This is a genomic window from Rhodococcus sp. Leaf233 (genome assembly GCF_001426165.1).
GTDB classification, from domain to species: domain Bacteria; phylum Actinomycetota; class Actinomycetes; order Mycobacteriales; family Mycobacteriaceae; genus Rhodococcoides; species Rhodococcoides fascians.
Map to the genome: position 1 here is coordinate 431171 of NZ_LMRO01000009.1, position 22847 is coordinate 454017.

Sequence of the window (22847 nt, forward strand, 5' to 3'; positions counted from 1 at the left end):
GACATGACGACCGATACCGCGGCCACGTCGCAGTCCAAGATCGCCGCCGTACTCCCACTCACCGCACTGCAGGTCGGGATGTACCTGCAATCGACGCTCGCCGAGCGAGCGCAGGATCCGTACCTGTCACAGACGGTGCTCGACCTGTCCGCCGCGGTGGATCGCGGCCGGCTCGATCGTGCCCTCGAACTGCTGTTGGATCGCTACCCGAACATCAGAGCGCTGCTGCGGCAACGCCGTAACGGTGATCTGGTCTGGGTGGTACCGCGCGCGTCGACGCCGGTCGTCACGGCCGTCGACGACGAGTGGGATGATCATCTCCGACGAGACCGCTCGGCCGGGTTCGCGTTCTTCGAGCAGCCGCTGATTCGCTTCTCCTACTCCACTTCTGCGCGCGCCCCGCGAGTTCTGATCACCTACCATCACGCGCTGATGGACGGGTGGTCCGAGGCCATCTTCGTCAGGGAGCTGATCGCTCTCTACGAATCGGGCGAGGGGGCGCAGTTGCCGCCTGCACCCGACTTCGGCGATTATCTCGCGTGGACAGCGTTGCAGGACAACGTCACTGCGCGTCAGCGGTGGGCCGACTACCTCGACGGGTTCGAGTCCGCGACTCTCGTTGCCGGGGACCGAGCGAATGGGTCCAGCGCGGGCACGCGCTCGCGCCTGGACGTCGATATCGACGATGCGTTGGCCCAGCGGGTGTCCGAATACGCGCGTCGTACCGGCGTGACCACGAACGTCGTCGTGCAGACAGCCTGGGCGGCGATGCTGTCGGCGAGAACCGGTTCCGACGATGTGGCCTTCGGGATGGCGACGTCGCTGCGGCCGTTCGATCTCGATGGTGCCGAGGCGATGGTGGGTTTGCTGCTCAACACCGTGCCTGTCCGCCTGCGGTGGAACTCGGCTGCAACGGCGACCGAGATGCTCGCACGCGTGCAGGCAGACCACCTCGACCTGGACGAGTATCGGTTCCTCGGGCTGTCCGACATCGCCGGAACAGTCGGCGGCGGAGAGCTGTTCGACACCATAGTCGTGTACCAGAACTATCCCGCACCGATACCCGAGACGAGCGGGACCGTCGACGAGATCACGGTGCTGGGTGCGCACATGAGCTTCCCGATGGCGTTGATCGTGGGCCCCGATCCTGCTCTGTGGGCGTTCGTACTGCACGACGAGGCCGCTGTCGGCCGGCGGCAGGCCGCCATGTACGCCGAGACGTTCGTCGAGATGCTCGATCGGATGACGACAGTGTCGGACATCGACGTCACTCGACTGGTGGCTGCCCCGCATGGACAGGGGCGCAGCGTCGGACCGGACCGAACCGTGGTGCCGATCGAGACCGCTCTGGCAGCGCGCTTCGAGCAGTCCCGCGATGACGTGGCACTGCTGATCGGCGGCGAGCACATCACGTTCGGGCAGTTGACCACGCGGGTCGGACAGGTGTCCGCACTGCTGCGTGTGCACCACATCGGTGTCGAAAGCCGCGTCGCTGTTGCGGTGAGCAGAGGTCTCGACATGGTGGCGGCGCTGTTGGCGACCATCGACGTCGGCGCAGCGTTCGTACCCGTCGACATTCGCTACCCGCGTGAGCGGATCGAACTGATCCTGTCCGATTCCGGGCACGACCTGCTGTTGATCGACGATGCGACCCCCGCGGCACTGACGGATATGGAGACTGCGGTCCGTGTCGATACCGTTGTACGACAACAGGACTGGACGCCGCCGTTCGGTCGCAGCGTCCCGGGTGAGTGCGCGGCCTATCTCGTGTACACGTCGGGTTCGACCGGAACGCCCAAGGGTGTGGTCGGCACCAGGAACGCGTTGGCCAACCGGCTGCAGTGGGCGGTGACGCGGTGGGGCAGACCGGGCAGCCGAGTTGCCAAGAGTTCGCTGGCGTTCATCGACGGCGCGACGGAGTTGCTCACCGGCATTCTCGCGGGCCAACGTGTGGTACTCGCGCAGGATCACCAGTACGGCGATTCGGGTGCCGTGGCCTCGCTCATCGGACGGTCCGGTGCCGAACAGGTCACCGCCATCGGTTCTCTGGCTGCCGCGTTGGCCGCTACGGCACCGTCGGACTGCGCTTCGGTGACCGGTTGGATACTCAGCGGAGAACCGTTGACCGACCACATGATCGACGTGATCCGAGCGGTGACGCCGGACGCCACGATCGACAATTCCTACGGATCCTCCGAAGTCGCAGGCGACGTCGCCGCCCATCGGGTCGACGGCGACCCTGCGGTCATCGGAACCTCGGTGGACAACACCACACTGCGGCTGCTCGACTCTCGGCTACGCCCGGTTCGGAACGCCGTTCCTGGCGACCTGTACGTGTCGGGCGTGCAGCTCGCCCGCGGATACTCCGGGAAACCGGCCGAGACCGCGACTCGCTTCGTCGCAAATCCCGGCGGCGATGGCGCGCGAATGTACCGCACCGGGGACCGTGCCCGTCTCGTCGACGGCGTCCTGGTATTTCTGGGTCGAGACGATCGTCAGGTCAAGATCAGAGGCCATCGCGTCGAACTGGGTGAGGTCGAAAGTTGGACAGCCAGTGACCCTTCGGTCGACGAGTGCGCCGTGGTCGCTGTGTCCGACGGTGACGGCGTCGGTGTGCTGGTGGCCTACGTGACTCCCGACTCGGTCGACACCGCGTCGGTGCAGGAGGCGCTTCGTCGCCGGGTTCCCGACTATCTGGTGCCCGCATTCTGGGTGGCCGTCGACAGTATTCCCAGAACCCCCAACGGCAAAGCCGATCGAAAAGTTCTGCAGGAGCGCGGAATACCCGACGGTGGTCCCAGCCGATCGCGACCTGCTGCATCCGAGGACGAGCGAGCGCTCGCGGCGCTGTTCGCAGACACCACCCGTGCGGAGAGCGCCCAGTCCATCGGCGTCGACGACGACTTCTTCTCGCTCGGCGGCGACAGCATCACCGCCATCACCCTCGTCCATCACGCGCGCACCGCCGGACTTCCGATCACCACCGCAGACGTCTTCGAGTGTCGAACGGTCGCAGGGCTGGTGGAGCGGGGCCGAAGCGCCCGGGCCGTTGCGATCGTCGACCGGCCCGACAGTTCGGTAGCGCTGCTGACCGATGCCGATGTAGCCGAATTGCGCTCTCATGGAATCGATCCAGAGGCAGCTCGCCCGGCCACTCCGCTGCAGCGGGGCTTGGCATTCCAGTCCGTAGCCTCGGGCGACGGAGTGGAGGAAATCTACGTCATCGCCACCGAATTCGAGGTGCACGGGCTGCTGGATCCGCGACGTCTCGAGGGCGCACTCGATGCGCTCCTCGACCGTCATCCAGCGCTGCGCTCGCGCTTTCTGACGTTGAGCACTGGGGCGACCGTCGCGATCCGCGATACGGGTCGAGTCGTACTCCGTCGTCATGTCGTCGACGATCCGACATCGCCTACCGCCCGTGACCTGATCGACCAGGACAGGCGTGCGTTCGACATAGAGCAGGACTCACTCGTCCGAATTCTGCTGCTGGACTGCGGGAACGATCGTCACCGGGTGGTGCTGACCGTCCACCATCTTCTCGTGGACGGGTGGTCCATGGGCACTGTGGGTACCGAGCTGTTCAAGCTCTACCGAGGCCTGGCACTGCCGGAACCTGCGCGGTTCGACGACTACCTGCGGTGGCTCGCGGGCCGCGACGACTCGTCCGTCGACGCGTGGCGTCGCGCGCTCGGCGCGGACGTGGCATCGACGATGGTGGCAGCGTCGGCATCGGCATCGGCATCGGCATCGGCATCGGCATCGTCGTCGGTACGTTCCGAGGCGCACGAGATCGACCTCGAGTGGAGTGCGCAGGACACCGCCCGGCTCATCGAGTCGGCGCGTCGTCGATCGTCGACGCTGAGCGAACTGGTCGATGCAGCATGGGCCGTGGTGCTCTCGGCATTCACGGATTCCCCGTCGGTCGTGTTCGGCTCGACGGTGTCGGGGCGTCCCACCGACCTCGATCGTGTCGCAGACATGGTCGGACTGTTCATCAACACCGTTCCCGTCCGTGTCGACGTCGGACCCGATGCACGTCTGTCGACCGTGCTCGCTGGTCTGCGGGACTTCTCGATCGCCGTGGCTCCGCATCATCACGTGGGCCTGGCAGACATTCAGAAGGCCGTCGGGCGGGGAACGCTGTTCGACACACTCGTGGTGTTCGAGAACTTCGCTGCTGCAGACACTTCGGGTGTCGATGCCGATAACTTCTCGGTGTCGGTCGCCGGATTCCACACAGTGACGCACTACCCGCTCGTGTTGACGGTCCATCCGGGCGAACGGATGCGGCTGGTGGTCGAATACCGCAGCGACTCGGTGCCCGTGGCTCGCGCCCGCGCAGTGGCGTCCGCACTGACCTCGGTGTTGGGTGCGTTCGCCGACGAAGGCGACCCACCGATCGCCGCACTGTCACTCGTCGACGAGACGACGACTCGGATTCTCCGCACCGAGTACGCCGGCTCGCAGCGTCGGTATCCCGACGGGACGATGGTGGACCTGTTCGCCGACCGCGTCGCGTTGCAACCGGACACCGTTGCTGTTGCAGACGCCGCCACGGCTCTGACGTTCGCCGAGCTCGATCGCGTCTCCAATCGAATTGCGCGATGGCTCCTCGCTTTCGGTGTCGGCGCGGAAGATATCGTGGCCGTCGAGGCCCCACGAACCGTGACGACGATGGCGACGATCCTCGGGGTCATGAAGTCCGGGGCCGCCTACCTCCCGATCGACCCGAACTGGCCCACCGAACGCGCGCGGCAGATTCTCGACGATGCGCAGCCGGTGATCACGGTGGCGGCATCGGCGGTCGAGGCCCTGACGCCGTCGTCGACGGACGGGATTGCCGTCACCGATTCCGAGCGTCGGTCCGCATTGCATCCCGACCACCCGGTGTACTTCATCTACACCTCCGGTACGACCGGTGTGCCCAAGGGAGTCTCGGTACCGCACCGAGGGCTTGCGAATCTCTATCACTCCCATCGCGAGAGCGTGCATCTGCCGACGGCGGCGCGCGCGGGCACGGACACTCTGAACGTGGCGCATGCCTGGTCCATGGCCTTCGACGCATCCTGGCAACCGCAGTTGTGGATGTTCGGCGGGCACACAGTACATCTCATCGATCCCGAGGTCGTTCTCGATCCGAGAGAACTCACCGAGCGACTGCGAACGCTGTCGGTGGATTTCATCGAGGTCGTACCCTCGTTGCTCGAACAGATGATGCGGTCGGGATCGATCGACACACTCACGTCGGTCGGGGTCGGCGGCGAGGCAGTATCGGTCGACCTATGGAACAGGTTGCGCGCGAACGAGTTTGTTGTCGCGTACAACTTCTACGGACCAACCGAGGCCACCGTCGATGCGGTGTTCACATCGACGGATCTTTCGCTCGAGCCTGTGATCGGTAGGCCGGTGACCAACCTGAAGGCATACGTGTTGGACGCCTGTCTTCGGCTTGCGCCTCCCGGGGCGCTCGGCGAGCTCTATTTGGCCGGGCCGGGCGTGGTGCGCGGGTATCGCAACGCGCCGGGGCGCACCGCGCACCGCTTCGTTGCCGATCCCTTCGCCGCGGACGGTACTCGGCTCTATCGGACCGGGGATCTCGTGTCGTGGACCGAATCCGGCACATTGAGGTATGCCGGTCGCACGGACGACCAGGTCAAGATCCGCGGGCATCGCGTCGAAGTGGGGGAAGTCGAAAGTCGATTGCGAGAGATCGATGCCGTCGCAGACGCGCGGGTGCTGGTGCATACGTCGGGTATCGCTACCGGGCAGGCGACCCTCGCTGGGTACGTCGTTGCTGCGCCGGGACGGACGATCGACGTGAGCGCCGTGCGCGCGGGTCTGGGCGAACTCCTTCCGTCGTACATGGTTCCATCGTCGGTGATCGTGCTCGATGCGTTCCCTGTGCTGCCGAACGGAAAGCTCGATGCGGCCGCGTTACCCGACCCCGTCCCGACCCTCGGTTCCGGGCGCGCGCCGCGCACCGACGTCGAGCGGGAGATATGCCGCGCAGTAGCCGCTGTGCTGCATGTGCCGGAGGTCTACGCGGACGAGGACTTCTTCGATCTCGGGGGCGACAGCATCATGGCCATGGAGTTGTCGGCGCGGCTGCGGACGGTGGGCATGGCGGTCTCGCCCCGTCACATCGTCGCTCGGCGCACGCCGGAAGGGCTTGCCCAGCAGTCGGAGTCGGCGCGGCCGATGACCGCCGGTGCAGAGGAACTGTCGCCGTACGGAGAAGTCCCGTTGACACCGATCCTCCGCTGGATGGACAGTCTCGATGGGTCCGTCGACGAGATCTCGCAGGCGGTGTTGCTGGAGGCTCCCGCCGATCTGACCGAGAACTCGCTGATCGAGCTTCTCGATCTCGTGGTGGCCAGGCACCCCATCCTGCATTCGAGTTTCGAGCGTCGTCCCGGCTCCGAGTCCGTGTTCACCGTGTTGCCGGACGGTACTGCCGACGTGGCCGAGTGGATCCGTACCGAGTATGTGGACGGGCTCACCGAATCGCTGCTCGCAGAACGTGTTGCCGTTCAGTCACGCGCGGCACGTGGTCGGCTCGATCCCCGCATCGGCCGGATGGTCGATGTGGTGTGGCTGCGCCACCACGGTGACACCCACTCCTCGGGTGAGCTCCTGATCACGCTGCATCACCTCGTGGTCGACGGGGTCAGCTGGCGAATACTGCTGCCGGACATCACGACTGCGTGGCAGCAGCGGTTGTCGGCGGATCGCGGCCCGATCGGGCCCTCCATGCGGCAGTGGGCGCACGAGGTCCACCGCCTCGCCGGCTCTGCCGAGGTGCTCGCCGATCTGGAGTACTGGACACGCGTCGGCGACGGGGCTGGACGGGTTCCGTTGGTGCGTCCGGTCGATCCGTCGATCGATACCGGTGCAGGCGTACGCACCACCACGTTCGCGCTCTCCCCTCAGGAAAGCGCGCGGATTCTCGCCGCAGCCCGCCCGCGGCTCGGGGTGTCCGTCGAACATCTGTTGTTGGGAACGTTCGCGGCCGCGACAGTCGAATGGATGGACAGCGGTGCGGCGGGTCCGCAGTCGTTCGTCGTCGACGTGGAGGGGCACGGGCGGTCGGGAATCGCGTCCGATCGGGTGGACGGCTCTTCCGTGGTCGGATGGCTCACGGCTGTGTTCCCGCTCCGCCTGACCGCTGACGCGACCGACCATCGCGCCCTGATGTCGCACCGGTCCGATCCTGTTGCCGCAGAATCGGTTCTGCGTACGATCGCGACGGACGCGGCTCGGTCGAGGGATTCTGTGCCGGGAGACGGGTCGACGTACGGCATGCTGCGGTGGTGCAGCGGCGAGGCGGGTGCGGTGCTGCGGCACATGCCCACGGCCGACATCGAATTCAATTATCTGGGCCGTTTCGACACCGCGACAGGCGGTCCGTTCGGGGCCAGCCGACTGCGTAGCAGTCTCGACACCACGCCCGGCACCGAGACGCCCTGCGGCTATGCGTTGGTCGTCGACAGCTACGTGCACGAACAGGACGGGGCGTCGGTACTCGGTGTGACGTACACGTGGCCGGCAGGAGTGCTCGACGGTGTGGAGGAACTGGCCAGGCTCTGGCGGGAGGCCCTGTCGGCCGCGTGTCGAATCGTGGAGGACAGGGAGTCCGAGGACGGGCTAATGAGGCAAGGGTAACCTCATTAGTGCTACCTTGTCAGTCGCCTCGCCCGGTCGGGTGTGGACGCAGTCAGTGCGTGGTCGAGTCGAGAGGTTCCGAAGAACGATGAAGGTTCGTACGAAGTGGATGAGGAGCGCCGCGTCGATCGCGCTCGCCGGAGGGCTGACCATCGCCCTCGCCGCCGGATGCAGCAGCGACACCGAGGAGACGCCTGCCGCCGACGCCACGACGTCTGCGCAGGAGTCCGCATTTCCGGTCACGATCGACTCGGCACTCGGATCCGCGACGATCCCCGAGGCACCGAAGCGGATCGCGACCTGGGGTTGGTCGAACCAGGACGCGATTCTCGCCCTCGGAGTCGTACCCGTTGCGATGCCTACATTCGACGGTGCCCAGTACGGTGCGGACGAACGTGGCGTTCTGCCGTGGGACGCGAAGGCTCTCGCCGACCTGGGCGGCGACGCGCCGACGCTGCTCTCCGGTGACGGCACCGGAGCGGTTCCGGTCGAGCAGTTCGCTGCCGCCGCACCGGATCTGATCTTCGCGCCGTACTCGGGGTTGAGCCAGGAGGAGTTCGACAAGCTCTCCGACATCGCGCCCGTCGTCGCGTACCCGGACAAGCAGTGGACCACGTCGTGGGAGGACCAGCTGACCATCGCGGGCAAGGCGCTGGGCAAGGATAAGGAGGCCGCCGACCTGGTTTCCGGAGTCGAGGGCTCGATTGCCGATGCGGCGACCAAGTACTCTGCGCTGCAAGGCAAGACGGTCACCGTCGCGCTGCCCAACGCACCCGGCACTTTCGCCGTCAGCAAGGACAACGACGTACGAGTCGAGTTCCTCGAGCAGCTCGGTCTCGTCAACGAGCCCACCATCCAACAGGCCGACCCGGCCAAGGACCCCGACGCCGTGTACTTCGAGCTCAGCCTCGAACAGGCGTCGTTGCTGAAGTCCGACGTGCTGTTCGTCGTGGCGTACGACAAGGAATCTCTCGCCGGGTTCCTGGCCGAACCCGCCGTGGCCTCGCAGCCCGTACTTTCGCAGGGGCGTACCGCCTCCACCGAGGCCCTCAGTGCCGACAAGAACTTCGCGTTCGGTGGCCTGACGGTGCTGACGATCCCGTACATCCTCGACGACGTGGCCTCGGCGCTGAACACTGCCGCCGAGAACGTTCAGGGCTGACAACACTCGGGCGGCCCACTCGACGCGAGCACAGGCGTATTCACTTTCGAAGACAGGAGCGTGTTCCACCGTGGCAAGGTCCCATCGACTTCAGGTCGTCTTTCCCGAAGTCCTGCGCACGGCAACGGTGATCGAAACACGTCAGCTGGGTTCGGGTATGCGCCGAATCGTGTTGGGTGGGCCGCAGCTGCGCGAGTTCTCGCGCGGCGACTACCGGTTCCCGGCGTTGCGCAGCGAAGGATTCGACGACTTCGTTCGGTTGTTCTTCCCGGCGGAGACCGACGGCACGGTGGTGCTTCCGACCCAGCACGAGCGCACCGTCGAATGGCCGCGTGATCCGCGTCCGGTGACCCGCAACTACACCGTGCGCAGCGTCGATCCCGAGACCGCGCAGGTGACTCTCGACTTCGTCACCCACGACACCGGCATCGCGTCGACGTGGGGTCGGCGTTGCCGCGTCGGCGATTCCATCACCCTGCTCGGACCGGTGCGGTCGGGCCATGCTCCGGCCGATGTCGACTGGGTGTTGCTCGTCGGCGACGAGACCGCGTTACCTGCCATCGCTCGGTATCTCGAAGAGGCATTGCCGGGCCGGCGAATTCGGGTGTTCGTCGAGGTCGCCGACGTCGAGCGAGAGTTGCCGTTGCCGACGGCCGCCGACGCCGAGATCACGTGGGTCCACCGTGACGGCGTCACCGCCGGCACCGGCGACTTGCTCGACAGTGCGGTGCGGGCGGCACCCTGGTGGGACGGAACGGTGTTCGCCTGGGTGGCAGGGGAAGCGACCGCTCTCAAGGGAATCCGTCGGTATCTGCGCGAGGACCGCGGCCTGCCGCCGGAGATGGTCGACGTCACCGGGTACTGGCGTCGCGCCGAGGTTCTGACCCGCGCCGACGATCCCGAGGTGCCCGACCTCAGCGGCGGTGAGTCCGAGCCGTTCGACAGGCTCGCCGAACGTGCGGAAATACTGTCGCCCTTCGCTTTCAGGGCGGCCAACACGTTACGTATCCCGTTGCACGTGTCCCGAGGGGCGTGCTCCGTCGAATCGCTGGCGGAAGCCACCGAGACGGACGCGCGCGCCCTCGCGAAATTCGTGCGCTATCTGCGTGCCGTCGACGTCCTCGCCGAGAACTCCACCGGTGATCTGATTCTCGGCGATATCGGTGAGGCGATGCTCGGCGACGACTGGATCTCGCACTGGCTGGACCTGGACGGGATCGAGGCACGGGTGGAACTGTCGATCACAGGTCTGGTGGACAGCCTGCGGACCGGTACCGCCAGCGCGAGCCTGCTGACCGGCAACACGTTGACCGAAGACCTCGAGGCGTCCCCGCGGCTCGCCGAACTGCATCACAACCACATCGCCGACGAGGCCGCGTTCCTGGGTCCTGCTCTGGTGCAGGACTATTCGTTCGACGGGGTCTCGACCCTGTTGGTGGCGGGGGCAGGATCCGGAGTGGTGCTCGGTTCCGTTCTCTCCCGGTACGACGGAGTATCGGCGGGTGTGCTCGGGTTGCCCAGCGAACTCGACCTGATTCGACGCGACCTCGGGAAATGGCCCGAACTCGAAGGGCGAGTGGTGAATCACCCGCAGAGCGTGATGTCCGAGCCGCATGTGGAGCACGGGAACGGATTCGACGCGTATCTGATGCTCGAGGTCACCGGACACTATCGAGACGACGATCTCGCACTGCTGTTGCGCAACGCGGCAACAGGATTGGTCGACAACGGAAAATTGGTGGTCGTCGAGCGACTGTCCAACGACGGGTCGTTCAACGAGGATCAGTCGGAATTCGATCTGCTGATGCTCTGCATGCACGGCAGCGGTGTACGAACGAAAGCCGAATTTGCCTGCGTAGCAGCCGATGCCGGCCTCGAGGTCGCGGCGTCGACGCTGGTCGGCTGGGGTATCTCGGTGCTCGATCTACGCCGTGTTCGCTGACACCGAGGAAGCCGTTGTGCTGCCGAGTCGGTTAGGTTAGCGTTCCCTATCGAAGGCGCGCGCCGATGCCGACCGCAGACGTTGCGCGCAATGCGCGGTCACGGACCGATTCACCGTCAGGAGTGCACACACAATGACCGTTGTCGAAGAAACGACGATGGACACGGCCGAGGGGACCGAACTGCAGCGGGGACTGCGTACGGTCGTCGCGTTGGCGGAGTCCGGATTGTTCGACGAGTACGTCGTGTACGAGGACCGGGGACGCTGGGTGTTCGCGGGCGGCGTGGTCGCTCGCATCGTGCTTCGGCCCCACCTCGTGACCACCACCTGGGGGGCCGGAGAACCGGCCGAGCGGAGCTGGTCCGGTAACCCGGCAGCGGCCCTGAGCGAGGCCTGCACGGGCCTGACCCGAGAACAGTGGAACGCTTACGGATTCGTCGGTTTCGGGTTCGCAGAGCACCTGCACGACGTCGATCGGTCCACTGCCGCCGGGCGCGACGCCGACGACATCCTCGCGCACCTGGTGGTGCCCCGCGTCGAGGTCCGCTTCGGCCGCGAACACGATGCCGTCGAGGTGACCGGCAGCGACGAGGACCGCGCCTCGGTACTGGCCGCGCTCGACGCGATCGGCGGCGACGAGCTGCCGACCGTGCACGCTCTCGACGTCGGCGGAGATCTCGACGACTACCGCGGCCGCGTCGAACAGGCCGTAACGGAAATCCGACGGGGCGACTACGCCAAGGTCATTCTGTCCCGGAGCGTGCGTATCCCATTCGATCTCGACATGCCGGGCACCTACCGCGCCGGGCGTACGGCGAACACTCCGGCCCGCTCTTTTCTGCTGCATCTCGGCGATCTGCGTGCCGCAGGCTTCAGCCCGGAATTGGTCGCCTCCGTCGACGCACACGGGATCGTCACCACCGAGCCGCTCGCGGGAACGAGAGCGTTCGGACTCGGTTCCGATGCCGACTCGGCAGCGAAGTCCGATCTCGAACAGGATCCGAAAGAGATCACCGAACACGCTGTGTCCGTGCGTACCTCGTTCGAGGAACTCGAATCGATCGCCAGCCCGGGGTCGACGGCCGTCTCGGACTTCATGAGCGTGCGCGAACGGGGAAGTGTCCAACATCTCGCGTCCACCGTGCGCGCACGCCTGCGCGAGGACCTGTCCTGCTGGGATGCCTTCGGTGCCCTGTTTCCGGCCGTCACGGCGTCGGGGATCCCGAAGAAGGAGGCCATCGACGCCATCGGTCGGCTCGACGACTCACCGCGCGGCCTGTACTCCGGTGCCGTCGTGAAGGCATCATCGACGGGAGAATTCGAAGCAGCACTCGTGCTGCGCGCTGTCTACGAGCAGCAGGGTTCCGCATGGCTGCGTGCCGGAGCCGGCATCGTCGGCCAGTCCAAGCCCGAACGTGAATTCGACGAGACCTGCGAGAAGCTCGCCAGCGTTGCCCCATATCTCGTCCGTAAGAAGGAGAACGACGCCTGATGCACCGCACCATGCTGGGTGGAAAGATCCACCGTGCCACTGTCACTCACGCCGATCTGCACTACGTCGGGTCCATCACGATCGATTCGACTCTGATGCAGGCGGCCGATCTGATCGAGGGCGAACAGGTCCACGTCGTCGACATCACCAACGGCGCTCGCTTGGTCACCTACGTGATCGAAGGCCATCCGGGATCCGGCGTGATCGGAATCAACGGTGCCGCGGCCCATCTGGTGTCTCCGGGTGATCTGGTGATCATCATGTCGTTCCGTCAGGTCGAGAACGCCGAGCTGCCCACACACAGTCCCTCCGTGGTGCACGTCGACTCGGACAACAGCATCGTTGCCCTCGGAGTGGACCCTGCCGAACCGGTCCCCGGTGCGCTCGATCAGATGTCGGGGGCGAGCATCCGATGAGCCCGAGCGACGACTACAGCAGCGACCTCGACGGCGAATACGACATCGTCGGGGTCGGCTTCGGGCCCTCCAACCTCGGCTTGGCCATCGCGATCGAGGAACACAATCGACAGTGTGCTCCGGCCGAGCGCCTGACGTCGTGCTTCGTCGAGTCGAAGGACGAGTTCGCTTGGCACCCCGGAATGTTGCTGCCGGGAACCACGATGCAGATCTCCTTCCTCAAAGACCTTGCCACCCAGCGCAATGCGAGCAGCGAGTACACGTTTCTGTCGTATCTCGCCGAACGGGGCCGGCTCAACCACTTCATCAATCTGCAGACGTTCTTCCCCAGCCGGCTCGAGTTCCACGACTACCTGTCCTGGGCCGCAGGCAAAGTCGACGCCGCGGTGCACTACGGCACGCGGGCGTCCGCGGTCGTCGACACCGGTGACGGTTACGGCGTCCGCACCGAGGGGCGGCGCACCGGGACCGTCCGCGGCCGCAACATCGTGCTCGCAGGCGGCCTGACCGCGGCCCTGCCGGACGGAGTCAGCGCGTCGGCGCGGCAATTCCACAATCACGACCTGCTCGGCCACCTCGACCGGCTGCCGTCGCGCACTCACCGCACGTTCGTCGTCGTCGGTGCCGGGCAGAGCGCAGCCGAAGTGGTCGACTACCTGCATTCGACCTATCCGGACGCGTCCGTGCATGCGGTACTGCGCAAGTACGGGTACAGTCCGGCCGACGACAGCCCCTACGCCAACCGCATCTTCGATCCGACCGCCGTCGACGACTTCTACTCGTCCTCGCATTCCCTGCGCGATCAGCTGCTGCACTATCACCGCGGTACCAACTACTCCGCCGTCGACCTGCCCCTGATCGAGGAGCTGTACGCGCGCGAGTACGCCGAGCGGGTCAGCGGACAGCGCCGGCTGTTCGTGCACGGAGCCTCCCGACTGGCCGATGTCACGGAGGAGGCGTCGGGCGTGCGGGCATCGGTGGAACACGGGCCGACAGGACTGGCCGAGGACGTGCTGTGCGACGCTGTCGTCTATGCCACCGGCTTCACGTCACTCGATCTGCCCGACATCCTCGGGCCGTTGTTCGACGCCGTCGAATTCGATGCGCACGGTCCGCGCGTGACGCGGGACTACCGGCTCGTCACGCGTGGATCGACAGTGGGTTCGATCTACCTGCAGGGCGGCACCGAGCACACCCACGGTTTGACGTCCTCTCTGCTGTCCAACATCGCTGTGCGCAGCGGTGAGATCGTCAAGTCCGCGGTGGGTGCGAGGGTGCGTTCGGTGGTGTGAAACGGCGGGGTATCACTGCGGGCGACGAGCCGGAACAGAGCGATGTTCCGGCTCTCGTCGGTGGTCTGGCCCGAACCGATGCCGGCAGGACCGCCGGTCTGATTCTCGTCGTCGTCGTCCTCGCGATTCTGTGCCTGGTGAGTATCGCTGTGGGAGCCGAGAACATCGCTGTCGGTGACGTGTGGCACGCACTGTGGTCTTCGAACGGTTCCACCGACGCGGTGATCGTCCGCGAGCTCCGAGTTCCACGGACCGTGCTCGGTGTGCTCGTCGGTACCGCGCTCGGCGTCGCGGGCGCGCTGATCCAGGCGATGACGCGCAACCCGTTGGCCGACCCGGGCATTCTGGGCGTCAATGCCGGAGCGGCACTCTTCGTCGCCTTCGCAGTCGGGGTGTTGGGCGTGACCGACGTTCGGTTCTATGTGTGGTTCGCGTTCGTCGGTGCCGTTCTCGCCACCGTCGCGGTGTACGCGCTGGGTTCGGTGGGACGAGCGGGTGCCACTCCGATTCGCTTGACGCTCTCCGGTATTGCCCTCGGTGCGGTGCTCGGCGGCGTCACCTCCGGGATGCTGCTGCTGGACCCGGACGCCTTCGCCAGGATGCGGTTCTGGGGCGCAGGCTCGTTGGCGGGTCGAGGCCTCGACATCGCGGCGGCGACCGGCCCGTTCGTCGTACTCGGACTGTGTCTTGCGGCGCTCGTCGCGCGTCCGCTCAATGCGATCGCACTGGGCGACGAGCTGGCCCGGTCGTTGGGAGCCAATGCGCTTCGGACGCGGACCGTCGGGGTCGTTGCGGTGACCCTGTTGGCCGGAGCAGCGACTGCGGCGGCGGGACCGGTCGGGTTCGTGGGGCTGATGGTGCCGCACATGGTGCGCTGGTTCGTCGGGCCGGACCAGCGTTGGATTCTGATCCACACCGTGTTCGCGGCACCGGCACTGCTGTTGTTCGCCGACGTCGTCGGCCGAATCGTCATCGAGCCGGGGGAGTTGCAGGTCGGTATCGTCACCGCCTTCGTCGGGGCTCCCGTTCTGATCCTGTTGGTCCGCCGAAAGAAGGCGAGCGGGCTGTGATCCGGGCACCGCGCGCCGGGAACATCGACTTCGGCAGAAGGGTGTGGATCGTTCGCACAGTGCTGGGCGCACGAATCGACGTTCGTACGGTCCTCGTCTGCGCGGCCCTGCTGTTGCTGACAGCGGTTGTCGCCGTCCTCGCGATCGGCACCGGCGATTACCACGTTCCACCGGGCCAGGTGCTCGCAGCGGTGTTCGGCGACGCCCCGCGCATCACCGAGATCGTCGTGATGCAGTCGCGGTTCCCCCGGGTTGCGCTGGCATTCCTGTTCGGAGCTGCCCTGGGGGTGTCGGGTGCGATCTTTCAGTCGTTGACGCGAAATCCGTTGGGCAGCCCGGACATCATCGGCTTCTCGACCGGCGCGTACACCGGCGCTCTCGTCGTCATCCTGACGCTCGGCGGCGGTTACTACCGGACCGGAGCGGGCGCGCTCGTCGGCGGACTGGTGGCCGCCGCCGTGGTGTACGTGCTCGCCTACAAGCGCGGCGTGCAGGGCTTTCGATTGATCATCGTCGGTATCGCGGTCAGTGCCGTCCTGGCGTCCGTCAATACCTGGCTCGTGGTGAAAGCCGATGTCTCCGAGGCAATCGCAGCCGCCGTCTGGGGCGCGGGCACACTCAACGGGTTGGGGTGGCCGCAGGTGGTTCCCGTTCTCGTGGCCCTGGCTGTCGTCACCCCCGTGGCGGCGGCGCTGTCGACACGGCTACCGGTACTCGAGATGGGTGACGACGCGGCGAGAGCGCTCGGAATCCGCGTCGAGCCGACGCGTCTGATGCTGGTGATTCTCGGGGTCGCCCTCACGGCACTGGTCACGGCCGCAGCGGGGCCCATTTCGTTCGTTGCGCTCGCCGCGCCGCAGTTGGCTCGGCGGCTCACCGGTACCTCGTCGGTGGCGATGGTGCCGGCAGCATGCATGGGTGCTCTGCTCCTGATCGTCAGTGACGTTGCAGCGCAACGAGTGTTCGCGCCCACTCAACTTCCGGTCGGCGTGGTGACGGTCTGTGTGGGCGGCGCGTACTTCGTCTGGTTGTTGGCACGAGAAGGGCGGAAGCAATGACGACGAGGCCACGCCTGTACGCGGACGGCATCACCGTCGGATACGACAAACGAATCATCAGCGAGAAGTTGACCGTCGACATTCCCGACGGCAAGTTCACCGTGATCGTCGGGCCGAACGCCTGCGGTAAATCGACACTGTTGCGCGCGTTGTCGCGGCTGCTGAAGCCGACCGGCGGCACGGTATTGCTCGACGGCAAGTCCATCTCGTCGTACCCGGCGAAGGAGGTCGCCCGCCGACTCGGGCTCCTGCCGCAAACCTCCATCGCGCCGGACGGCATCTCGGTGGCCGATCTGGTTGCGCGAGGCCGCTATCCGCATCAGAAGTTGATTCGGCAATGGTCCGTCGCGGACGAGGCCGCGGTGGTGGAGGCCATGACTGCGACCGGAGTGACGTCGCTGTCGGCCCGTCCGGTCGACGAGCTGTCCGGTGGACAGCGGCAAAGAGTCTGGGTGGCAATGGTTCTCGCGCAACAGACCCCGCTGTTGCTCTTGGACGAGCCGACGACGTTTCTCGACATCGCGCACCAGATCGAACTTCTCGACCTGCTGGCGACGTTGAATCGGGACAACGGCAACACCCTCGTCGCGGTGTTGCACGATCTCAACCATGCATGTCGATACGCCGACCACATCATCGCGATGAAGGACGGCGCGGTGGTCACCGAGGGCCCACCGGCGGAGATCGTCACTGCCGACTTGGTCGAGGCGGTGTTCGGACTGCCGTGCCGCATCATCGACGATCCGGAATCGCACACCCCGTTGGTGATACCCAAGGTGGCCGCTGGCAGGCTAGGCAAGGCTTAGTTTAGAATTGACCAGAATTGCCGCCGAGTTAGCCTGAGGGTTCTCGCACAGTCGGACGAGAGATGTATCGAGGACGAAGATGACCGATCAGCAGCGTGGTTTCCACTACGCCGACGTCGTTGCGGTGGAGCAACTCACCGTGCACATGGTGCGCGTCACCTTCGGCGGCGAGCACGTCGCCGGTTACCGCACGATCGGAGCACCCGACGAGTGCGTCGGGGTCTACTTTCCGCGCGAAGGCGAGTCGGCACCGCCGCCGATGACCGAGGTCGACGGCCTGTGGTGGTTCCACGGCCTCGAGAACGCGCCGGAGGGCCGGAACTACACGATCCGCCGCGTCGATCCCGACCGCGGCCAGTTGACCATCGACTTCTTCGCACACGAGGGCGGCGTCGCGGCCACCTGGGCCCAGCAGGCCGCCCCCGGCCAGACGGTGCTCTTCACCCGTCCGCGGTCGTGGTACTCACCGCCCGCCGACGTCGATTGGCTGCTGCTGGTGGCCGATATGACCGGAGTTCCTGCGCTGGGTCGACTGATCGAACAGTTGCCCGCAAACACCCGCGCACACGCGATTGTCGAGGTACTCGAGCGCGGTGACATCCAGACGTTCGAGACAGCCGCCGATGTGACGTTCGATTGGCGTATCGGATCCGGAAACGGAGACAGCGCCAGCGTGCTCGACGACGCGGTGCTCGCCTACCCGCTACCCGAGGGACGCGGCTACGTGTGGTTCGCCGCCGAGGCGTCGTCCTCGCGCCGGGTACGCAAGTACTTCCGCAAGGACCTGGGCTACGACAACAAGTATTTCGACATCATCGGCTACTGGCGCGCTGACTCGGAGAAGTGGCTCGAAAAGTACAAGCAGTACCAGGAGGAGGCGCTCGCGGTGTACAACGGCGTCATCGAATCCGGCCGCACCGAGCAGGAAGCCAGCGAGGCGTTCGACGCGCTGCTCGAGCGGGTCGGGCTCTAACGCCGAAACTCGTAGTCGGGCAATTCCAGCGTCGCCGCGTCGGGACCGAAGAATCTGCTCGTGACCGCCTGGACCGGCTTCGATCCGGCCAGACGCAGCACCGTGCGAAAAGCAGCGACTCCCACAGTCGTTTTCGGATGCGCGACGCGAGGCACGCCGGGCGGCAGCTTCTGAGCCTGATTCACGAACGGCCGCATGCGCGCCTCGAAGGCCTCGAACCCGGCGCGATGATCGCGCGCTCGGGCGAGTTCCCCGGCGAGCACGTAGGCCCCGGTGACCGACAATGTGGTGCCCATCCCGCTCAATGGTGTTGCGCACCAAGCAGCGTCGCCCAGCATGCCGATTCTGCCGTTCGACCAGCGTGGGGCCTGCACCTGGGCCAGATAGTCGACGTAGAGCTCCGAATCCGGTCCGAGCGAATTCAGCATTCTGGGCACTTCCCAGCCGACGTCGGCGAACGTCGCTCGCAAGGCGGCCACGACTTCTTCGGTGGACGCGGTTTCGTACCCGCCGTCGTCGGACACCCAGGACAGGCTGAAACGCGTCGTGCCGAGGTTGTCCGGGCGCAGATTGGCGACCCTGGATCCGGGGGCGTTGTACCACCGCCACCAGCCGTCGTCACTCGGTCCCTTCGGCAAGACCCCGTAGGCGGTGTACAGGCCGACGGGCGTGGTCTCCGCCTCGGCAGGAAACGCCAGTTCTCTGCTACTGGAACGGATTCCGTCGGCGAACACGACGAGGTCGAACCTCTCCGCTGCGTTCGACGCGAACGTGACATCGACGCCGTCGGCATCCTGAGCCACGTCGACGACGCGATCGCCGTACCGGTACTCGGTTCGCGGACCGGCTGATTCGACGAGAATCCGCGCGAACTCGCCGCGCAGAATCTCCATCTCCGCCGTCGGTCCGTCGTGTGATCCGTCTCCGGCCGGAAAGGCCGCGATGGTGGCGTCGGAATCGTCGACGAATCTGGTGCCCTTCTCGGTGGTGCCGTTGGCCAGCAGGGTCTGCTCCAGGCCCATGCGCCGCAGCACCTCGCGTCCACTACCGCGGACGTCGATGTTCTGGCCGCCCAGACGCAGCTGCGGACTGCGCTCGACGACGACGACGTCGTATCCCGCTCTGTCGAGCCAGTAGGCGACGGTGGGGCCGGCGATGCTGGCACCGGTGACGAGCACGCGTTCGGTCATCGGGCGGGAATGCCCGGGCTGCCGGTCGTTCAATCCGGGGGGGAAAGTAGCTGAGCCTCACCTTGGTGGTGTACTTTCTCGAATTGTCCGTTTGACCCGTTTTCGTCAGGAGAACCGTGTTCACCGTTCGCCGTCTGGCGCTGCTCTCGTGCAGTGCAACCCTTGCCCTCGGTTTGGTCGCCTGCAGCTCTTCGGACTCCGGTGACACCACCTCCACCTCCGAGTCCGCCACCGCAGAGTCCGCCCTGGTGGTGTACTCCGGCCGCGGCGAAGAACTCGTCGACCCCCTGATCGAACGCATCGGCGGCGGCGTCGAGGTCGACTACTCGGGCAACACCAACGCCCAGGCCGCGAAGATCCTCGAAGAGGGCGACGCGACGCCGGCCGACGTCTTCTACGGCCAGGATGCAGGTGCACTGGGGGCCCTCGACGAAGCAGGGGCGCTCGCACCGCTGCCCGAGGACATCCTCGCGCTCGTCCCCGAGCAGTACCGCGGCACCGACGGCACCTGGGTCGCCACGTCCGCACGGGCCCGCGTGCTGGCCTACAACTCCGATTCGGTGCAGGCAGCAGACCTGCCCACCGGTATCGACGGACTGCTCGACCCACGCTGGCGCGGACAGATCGGCTACGCACCCACCAACGCGTCGTTCCAGGCGTTCGTCACCGCATTGCGCGTGCAGCGCGGCGAGGAGGGTGCGCGCACCTGGCTCGAAGGATTCGTCGCCAACGAGCCGGTCGCGTTCGAGGGCAACGGTCCGCTGCTGACCGCCGTCAACGACGGGCAGGTCTCCACGGGACTGCTCAACCACTACTACTGGTACCCGTTCAAGGACGAGAACGGTGCCGACGCTCCCGTCGAGCTGCACTACTTCGAGCCCGGCGACCCCGGCGCATTGATCAACGTCGCCGGTGCCGGTGTGCTGGCGGCGTCGGACAACCAGGAAGCGGCATTCGATTTCGTGCGCGAGTTGCTCTCGATCGAATCGCAGACGTACTTCGCCAACGAGACCGCCGAATACCCCGTCATCGACGGCGTCACGTCCGACTACGACCTGCCGCCGCTGTCGGACCTGGGTTCGACCGACCTCGACCTGGGCCGACTCTCGTCCCTCGAGGAGACCCAGACCCTGCTCACCGACGTCGGAATCATCTAGTCGGTGTTCGAGTCTGCACTCCAGCCGCTTCTGCGGCGCCACTTCGGCGGTCGTCCCGTTCTCGGGACGACCGCGTTGTGCGTGGGAGCGCTGACGCTGACACCCTTGGTGTACCTGTTCGTTCGAGCGTTCGACGGCGGAACCGAGAAGGTACTGCGGCTGCTCCTGCGGCAACGCACCCTCGACCTCGTTGTCCGGACGGCCACGCTCGCGCTCACCGTGGTGGTCGCCTCCGTCGTGGTGGGCACGCTGCTCGCCTGGTTGACCGTCCGAACCGATCTACCGGGTCGACGCATCTTCTCGATGATCCTCGCGGCACCGCTGGCCATCCCGTCGTACGTGTCCGGTTATCTGTGGATCGCTGAATTTCCCTCCCTTGCAGGATTTTCCGGTGCTGCGCTGGTGCTCACGTTGTCGTGCTTCCCGCTGGTGATGTTGCCGGTGTCCGCGGCGTTCGCCACCGCGGACCCGTCGTTGGCCGAAGTGTCCCGCACCCTCGGCCGCGGGGCGGTACGCACCGCACTGACCGTCGAGTGCCGTCGCGTCGTTCCGGCTGCGGCAGCAGGCGCGCTGCTGGTGGCGCTGTACACCATCAGTGACTTCGGGGCGGTGGCACTGATGCGGTACGACGCCTTCACTCTTGGCATCTACAGCGCCTACCGCGGCGGGCTCGATCGCACCGCGGCCGCTGTTCTCGGGTTGGTCCTCGTGGTGGGCGCGTTGGTGTTGACCCTCCTCGAACGGCGTGCTCGACGCGGGGCCACGGCGCGCGTGGGATCGGGTACCGACCGGATGGCCGAGCCTGTGGTTCTTGGCCGGTGGCGCGTGCCTGCTCTGGCCGTTATCGTTGCAGCCCTCGGTGTTTCGGTGCTGGTACCGATTCTGGCCCTGGCGCGATGGCTCACTCGATCGCTGCGCTTCACCGTCGACTGGTCGGACGTGCTGGCTGTCAGCGCCAAGACGGTCCAGTACTCGGCGACTGCTGCTCTGGTGGTGGCCGTGCTTGCGTTGCCGGTGGCGTTGTTCGCGGCCCGGTCCACGTCCCGCAGTGCGCGCACCGCCGAGTTGTCCACGTACATTGCGCACGGTCTCCCGGGTATCACCGTGGGACTGGCGACGGTGTTTCTCGGAATCAGATTTCTGCCGTCGTTCTATCAGACCGCGGTGCTGCTGGTGGTGGCGTACGTGGTGCTGTTCCTGCCGTTGGCCGTCGGCAGCACCCGATCGGTCGTCGACGCCACTCCGGTTGTGCTCGAGGATGTTTCACGGACCCTCGGGGCCGGGCGAGTGCGCACCGACCTGCGGGTGACGATTCCTGTCGCCGCGCCCGGCATCGCGGCCGGAGCCGCCCTGGTGTTCCTGACCGTCGCCAAGGAACTACCGGCGACGTTGATGCTGCGCCCCCGCGGTGTGGACACGCTCGCGACCACGCTGTGGTCCACCACCGAGGCATTCCGCTACGGCGAGGCAGCCCCTTACGCCCTCGCGTTGATCCTGATCTCTGTGGTCCCGACGATCGTCCTGACCCGGGCGCTGCGGCGTACGACGCGAAAGCGAGTGACACTGTCATGAGCATGGTGATGTCCGATCTCGTTGCCTCGTACGGCAGTACGACGGTGCTGCACGGAATCGATCTCGACCTCGGCGACGGTGAGATGCTCGCCGTTCTCGGACCCTCCGGCTGCGGCAAGACGACTCTGCTGCGATCGATCGCAGGCCTGCACCGTATCGATGCGGGCCGCATCACCGCGGACGGGCGCGACCTCTCCGTCGCCGGGCGTGTTCAGGTGCCACCGGAGAAGCGGGGGGTGGGCCTGATGCCGCAGGAAGGTGGACTGTTTCCACATCTGACGGTGCGCCGGAACATCGAATTCGGTTTGCGCACAGGGTTCGTGCGGCCGTACCTGTCCGGCCGAGCCGAGCGTGCCCGACGCGTCGACGAGATGCTCGAGCTCGTCGGACTGCCCGACGCCGGTGCGGTTCGACCCAGCGAACTCTCGGGCGGGCAGCAACAGCGGATCGCGTTGGCGCGCGCATTGGCCCCGGCTCCCTCGGTGGTGTTGATGGACGAGCCGTTCGCTGCTCTCGATGCAGGTCTGCGGACCTCGATTCGGCAGGACGTGCGAGAGTTGTTGCTCACCAGCAAGACCGCGTCGATTCTCGTCACCCACGATCGGGCCGAGGCTCTGGGCACCGCGGATCGGGTTGCGGTCCTGCTGGGCGGGCGCTGTGCGCAGGTCGATACGCCGCGTGCACTGTACGAGCGGCCCACCACGCCGGCTGTGGCGAGCTTCGTCGGCGACGCCTATTACGTCGATGCTGCCGCGCGCGACGGTTGGGTCGACACCGTTCTCGGTCGTCTCGAATCCACCACCAGGGCAACGGGTATGGGGCAGGTCTTGCTCCGGCCCGAGCAGTTGGTGGTGTCGGAGCGCGAGGACGGCGAATTTCTCGTCGAACACGAAGTTTTCACCGGCCCCGAATGCTCGGTCACTGTGCGACACCGCGATACCGGGCTCCGGCTGCGTGTCGTCGCTCGGGCCTGCGACCGATTCGCTCCCGGTACAGCCGTGAACGTCTCGGTGACCTCGCCGGTGCACTGGTTTCCGCGTTCGGTGCGTTGA

Annotated in this window: 14 protein-coding genes; 13 read left to right on the forward strand and 1 reads right to left on the reverse strand. The window is 66.2% G+C overall.

Annotated features, from left to right (window positions below; genetic code table 11):
* Positions 1-3: 3 nt before the first annotated feature.
* From ASH04_RS12740 to ASH04_RS12785, 10 genes are all read left to right on the forward strand, one after another.
* On the forward strand, positions 4-7665 hold the full coding sequence (locus tag ASH04_RS12740) for a non-ribosomal peptide synthetase (RefSeq protein WP_057473663.1): 7662 nt from the start codon (positions 4-6) through the stop codon (positions 7663-7665).
* Between the two features lie 88 nt (positions 7666-7753).
* Positions 7754-8827 carry an ABC transporter substrate-binding protein gene (locus tag ASH04_RS12745; protein WP_057473664.1) on the forward strand — a complete coding sequence of 358 codons (1074 nt, stop codon included), beginning with the start codon at positions 7754-7756 and terminating at the stop codon, positions 8825-8827.
* A gap of 70 nt (positions 8828-8897) precedes the next feature.
* Positions 8898-10769 (forward strand): siderophore-interacting protein, encoded by a 1872-nt coding sequence (locus ASH04_RS12750; RefSeq protein WP_057473665.1) that lies wholly within the window; start codon positions 8898-8900, stop codon positions 10767-10769.
* Positions 10770-10902: 133 nt separating this feature from the next.
* Positions 10903-12261: a salicylate synthase gene (locus tag ASH04_RS12755; RefSeq protein ID WP_082519243.1), complete on the forward strand. Its 1359-nt coding sequence runs from the start codon at positions 10903-10905 to the stop codon at positions 12259-12261.
* Positions 12261-12677 carry an aspartate 1-decarboxylase gene (gene panD, locus ASH04_RS12760; protein ID WP_027495817.1) on the forward strand — a complete coding sequence of 139 codons (417 nt, stop codon included), beginning with the start codon at positions 12261-12263 and terminating at the stop codon, positions 12675-12677. The genes ASH04_RS12755 and panD overlap by 1 nt, the downstream gene beginning before the upstream one ends.
* Positions 12674-13969 carry a lysine N(6)-hydroxylase/L-ornithine N(5)-oxygenase family protein gene (locus ASH04_RS12765; RefSeq protein ID WP_057473666.1) on the forward strand — a complete coding sequence of 432 codons (1296 nt, stop codon included), beginning with the start codon at positions 12674-12676 and terminating at the stop codon, positions 13967-13969. The genes panD and ASH04_RS12765 overlap by 4 nt, the downstream gene beginning before the upstream one ends.
* 11 nt (positions 13970-13980) lie before the next feature.
* Positions 13981-15039 carry a FecCD family ABC transporter permease gene (locus ASH04_RS12770; protein WP_032367936.1) on the forward strand — a complete coding sequence of 353 codons (1059 nt, stop codon included), beginning with the start codon at positions 13981-13983 and terminating at the stop codon, positions 15037-15039.
* Positions 15036-16097, forward strand: coding sequence for a FecCD family ABC transporter permease (locus ASH04_RS12775; RefSeq protein ID WP_371829095.1), 1062 nt, complete (start codon positions 15036-15038; stop codon positions 16095-16097). Before ASH04_RS12770 ends, ASH04_RS12775 begins: the two co-directional genes overlap by 4 nt.
* Positions 16094-16903 (forward strand): ABC transporter ATP-binding protein, encoded by an 810-nt coding sequence (locus ASH04_RS12780; RefSeq protein WP_057473667.1) that lies wholly within the window; start codon positions 16094-16096, stop codon positions 16901-16903. The genes ASH04_RS12775 and ASH04_RS12780 overlap by 4 nt, the downstream gene beginning before the upstream one ends.
* Before the next feature lie 79 nt (positions 16904-16982).
* Positions 16983-17876, forward strand: coding sequence for a siderophore-interacting protein (locus tag ASH04_RS12785; RefSeq protein WP_032371348.1), 894 nt, complete (start codon positions 16983-16985; stop codon positions 17874-17876).
* Here the strand turns inward: ASH04_RS12785 and ASH04_RS12790 are convergent.
* Positions 17873-19066, reverse strand: a complete 1194-nt coding sequence (locus ASH04_RS12790; RefSeq protein WP_057473668.1) for an FAD-dependent monooxygenase — start codon at positions 19064-19066, stop codon at positions 17873-17875. The genes ASH04_RS12785 and ASH04_RS12790 overlap by 4 nt on opposite strands.
* 116 nt (positions 19067-19182) lie before the next feature.
* Between ASH04_RS12790 and ASH04_RS12795 the strand changes: the two genes are divergently transcribed.
* Genes ASH04_RS12795 through ASH04_RS12805 form a run of 3 tightly spaced genes read left to right on the forward strand, consistent with a single transcriptional unit; the run spans position 19183 to position 22847 of the window.
* The gene (locus ASH04_RS12795) at positions 19183-20223 is read left to right on the forward strand and encodes an iron ABC transporter substrate-binding protein (RefSeq protein WP_057473669.1); all 1041 of its coding nucleotides are present in this window, start codon (positions 19183-19185) and stop codon (positions 20221-20223) included.
* Between the two features lie 3 nt (positions 20224-20226).
* On the forward strand, positions 20227-21795 hold the full coding sequence (locus ASH04_RS12800; protein WP_230073670.1) for an ABC transporter permease: 1569 nt from the start codon (positions 20227-20229) through the stop codon (positions 21793-21795).
* 2 nt (positions 21796-21797) lie between these two features.
* The gene (locus tag ASH04_RS12805) at positions 21798-22847 is read left to right on the forward strand and encodes an ABC transporter ATP-binding protein (RefSeq protein ID WP_228139151.1); all 1050 of its coding nucleotides are present in this window, start codon (positions 21798-21800) and stop codon (positions 22845-22847) included.

What these genes read in the sequence shown, in the direction of transcription:
- ASH04_RS12740 (WP_057473663.1), top strand. Translation starts at nt 4, where the DNA reads ATGACGACCGATACCGCGGCCACGTCGCAGTCCAAGATCGCCGCCGTA.
- ASH04_RS12745 (WP_057473664.1), top strand. Translation starts at nt 7,754, where the DNA reads ATGAAGGTTCGTACGAAGTGGATGAGGAGCGCCGCGTCGATCGCGCTC.
- ASH04_RS12755 (WP_082519243.1), top strand. Translation starts at nt 10,903, where the DNA reads ATGACCGTTGTCGAAGAAACGACGATGGACACGGCCGAGGGGACCGAA.
- panD (WP_027495817.1), top strand. Translation starts at nt 12,261, where the DNA reads ATGCACCGCACCATGCTGGGTGGAAAGATCCACCGTGCCACTGTCACT.
- ASH04_RS12765 (WP_057473666.1), top strand. Translation starts at nt 12,674, where the DNA reads ATGAGCCCGAGCGACGACTACAGCAGCGACCTCGACGGCGAATACGAC.
- ASH04_RS12780 (WP_057473667.1), top strand. Translation starts at nt 16,094, where the DNA reads ATGACGACGAGGCCACGCCTGTACGCGGACGGCATCACCGTCGGATAC.
- ASH04_RS12785 (WP_032371348.1), top strand. Translation starts at nt 16,983, where the DNA reads ATGACCGATCAGCAGCGTGGTTTCCACTACGCCGACGTCGTTGCGGTG.
- ASH04_RS12790 (WP_057473668.1), bottom strand. Translation starts at nt 19,066, where the DNA reads ATGACCGAACGCGTGCTCGTCACCGGTGCCAGCATCGCCGGCCCCACC.
- ASH04_RS12805 (WP_228139151.1), top strand. Translation starts at nt 21,798, where the DNA reads ATGGTGATGTCCGATCTCGTTGCCTCGTACGGCAGTACGACGGTGCTG.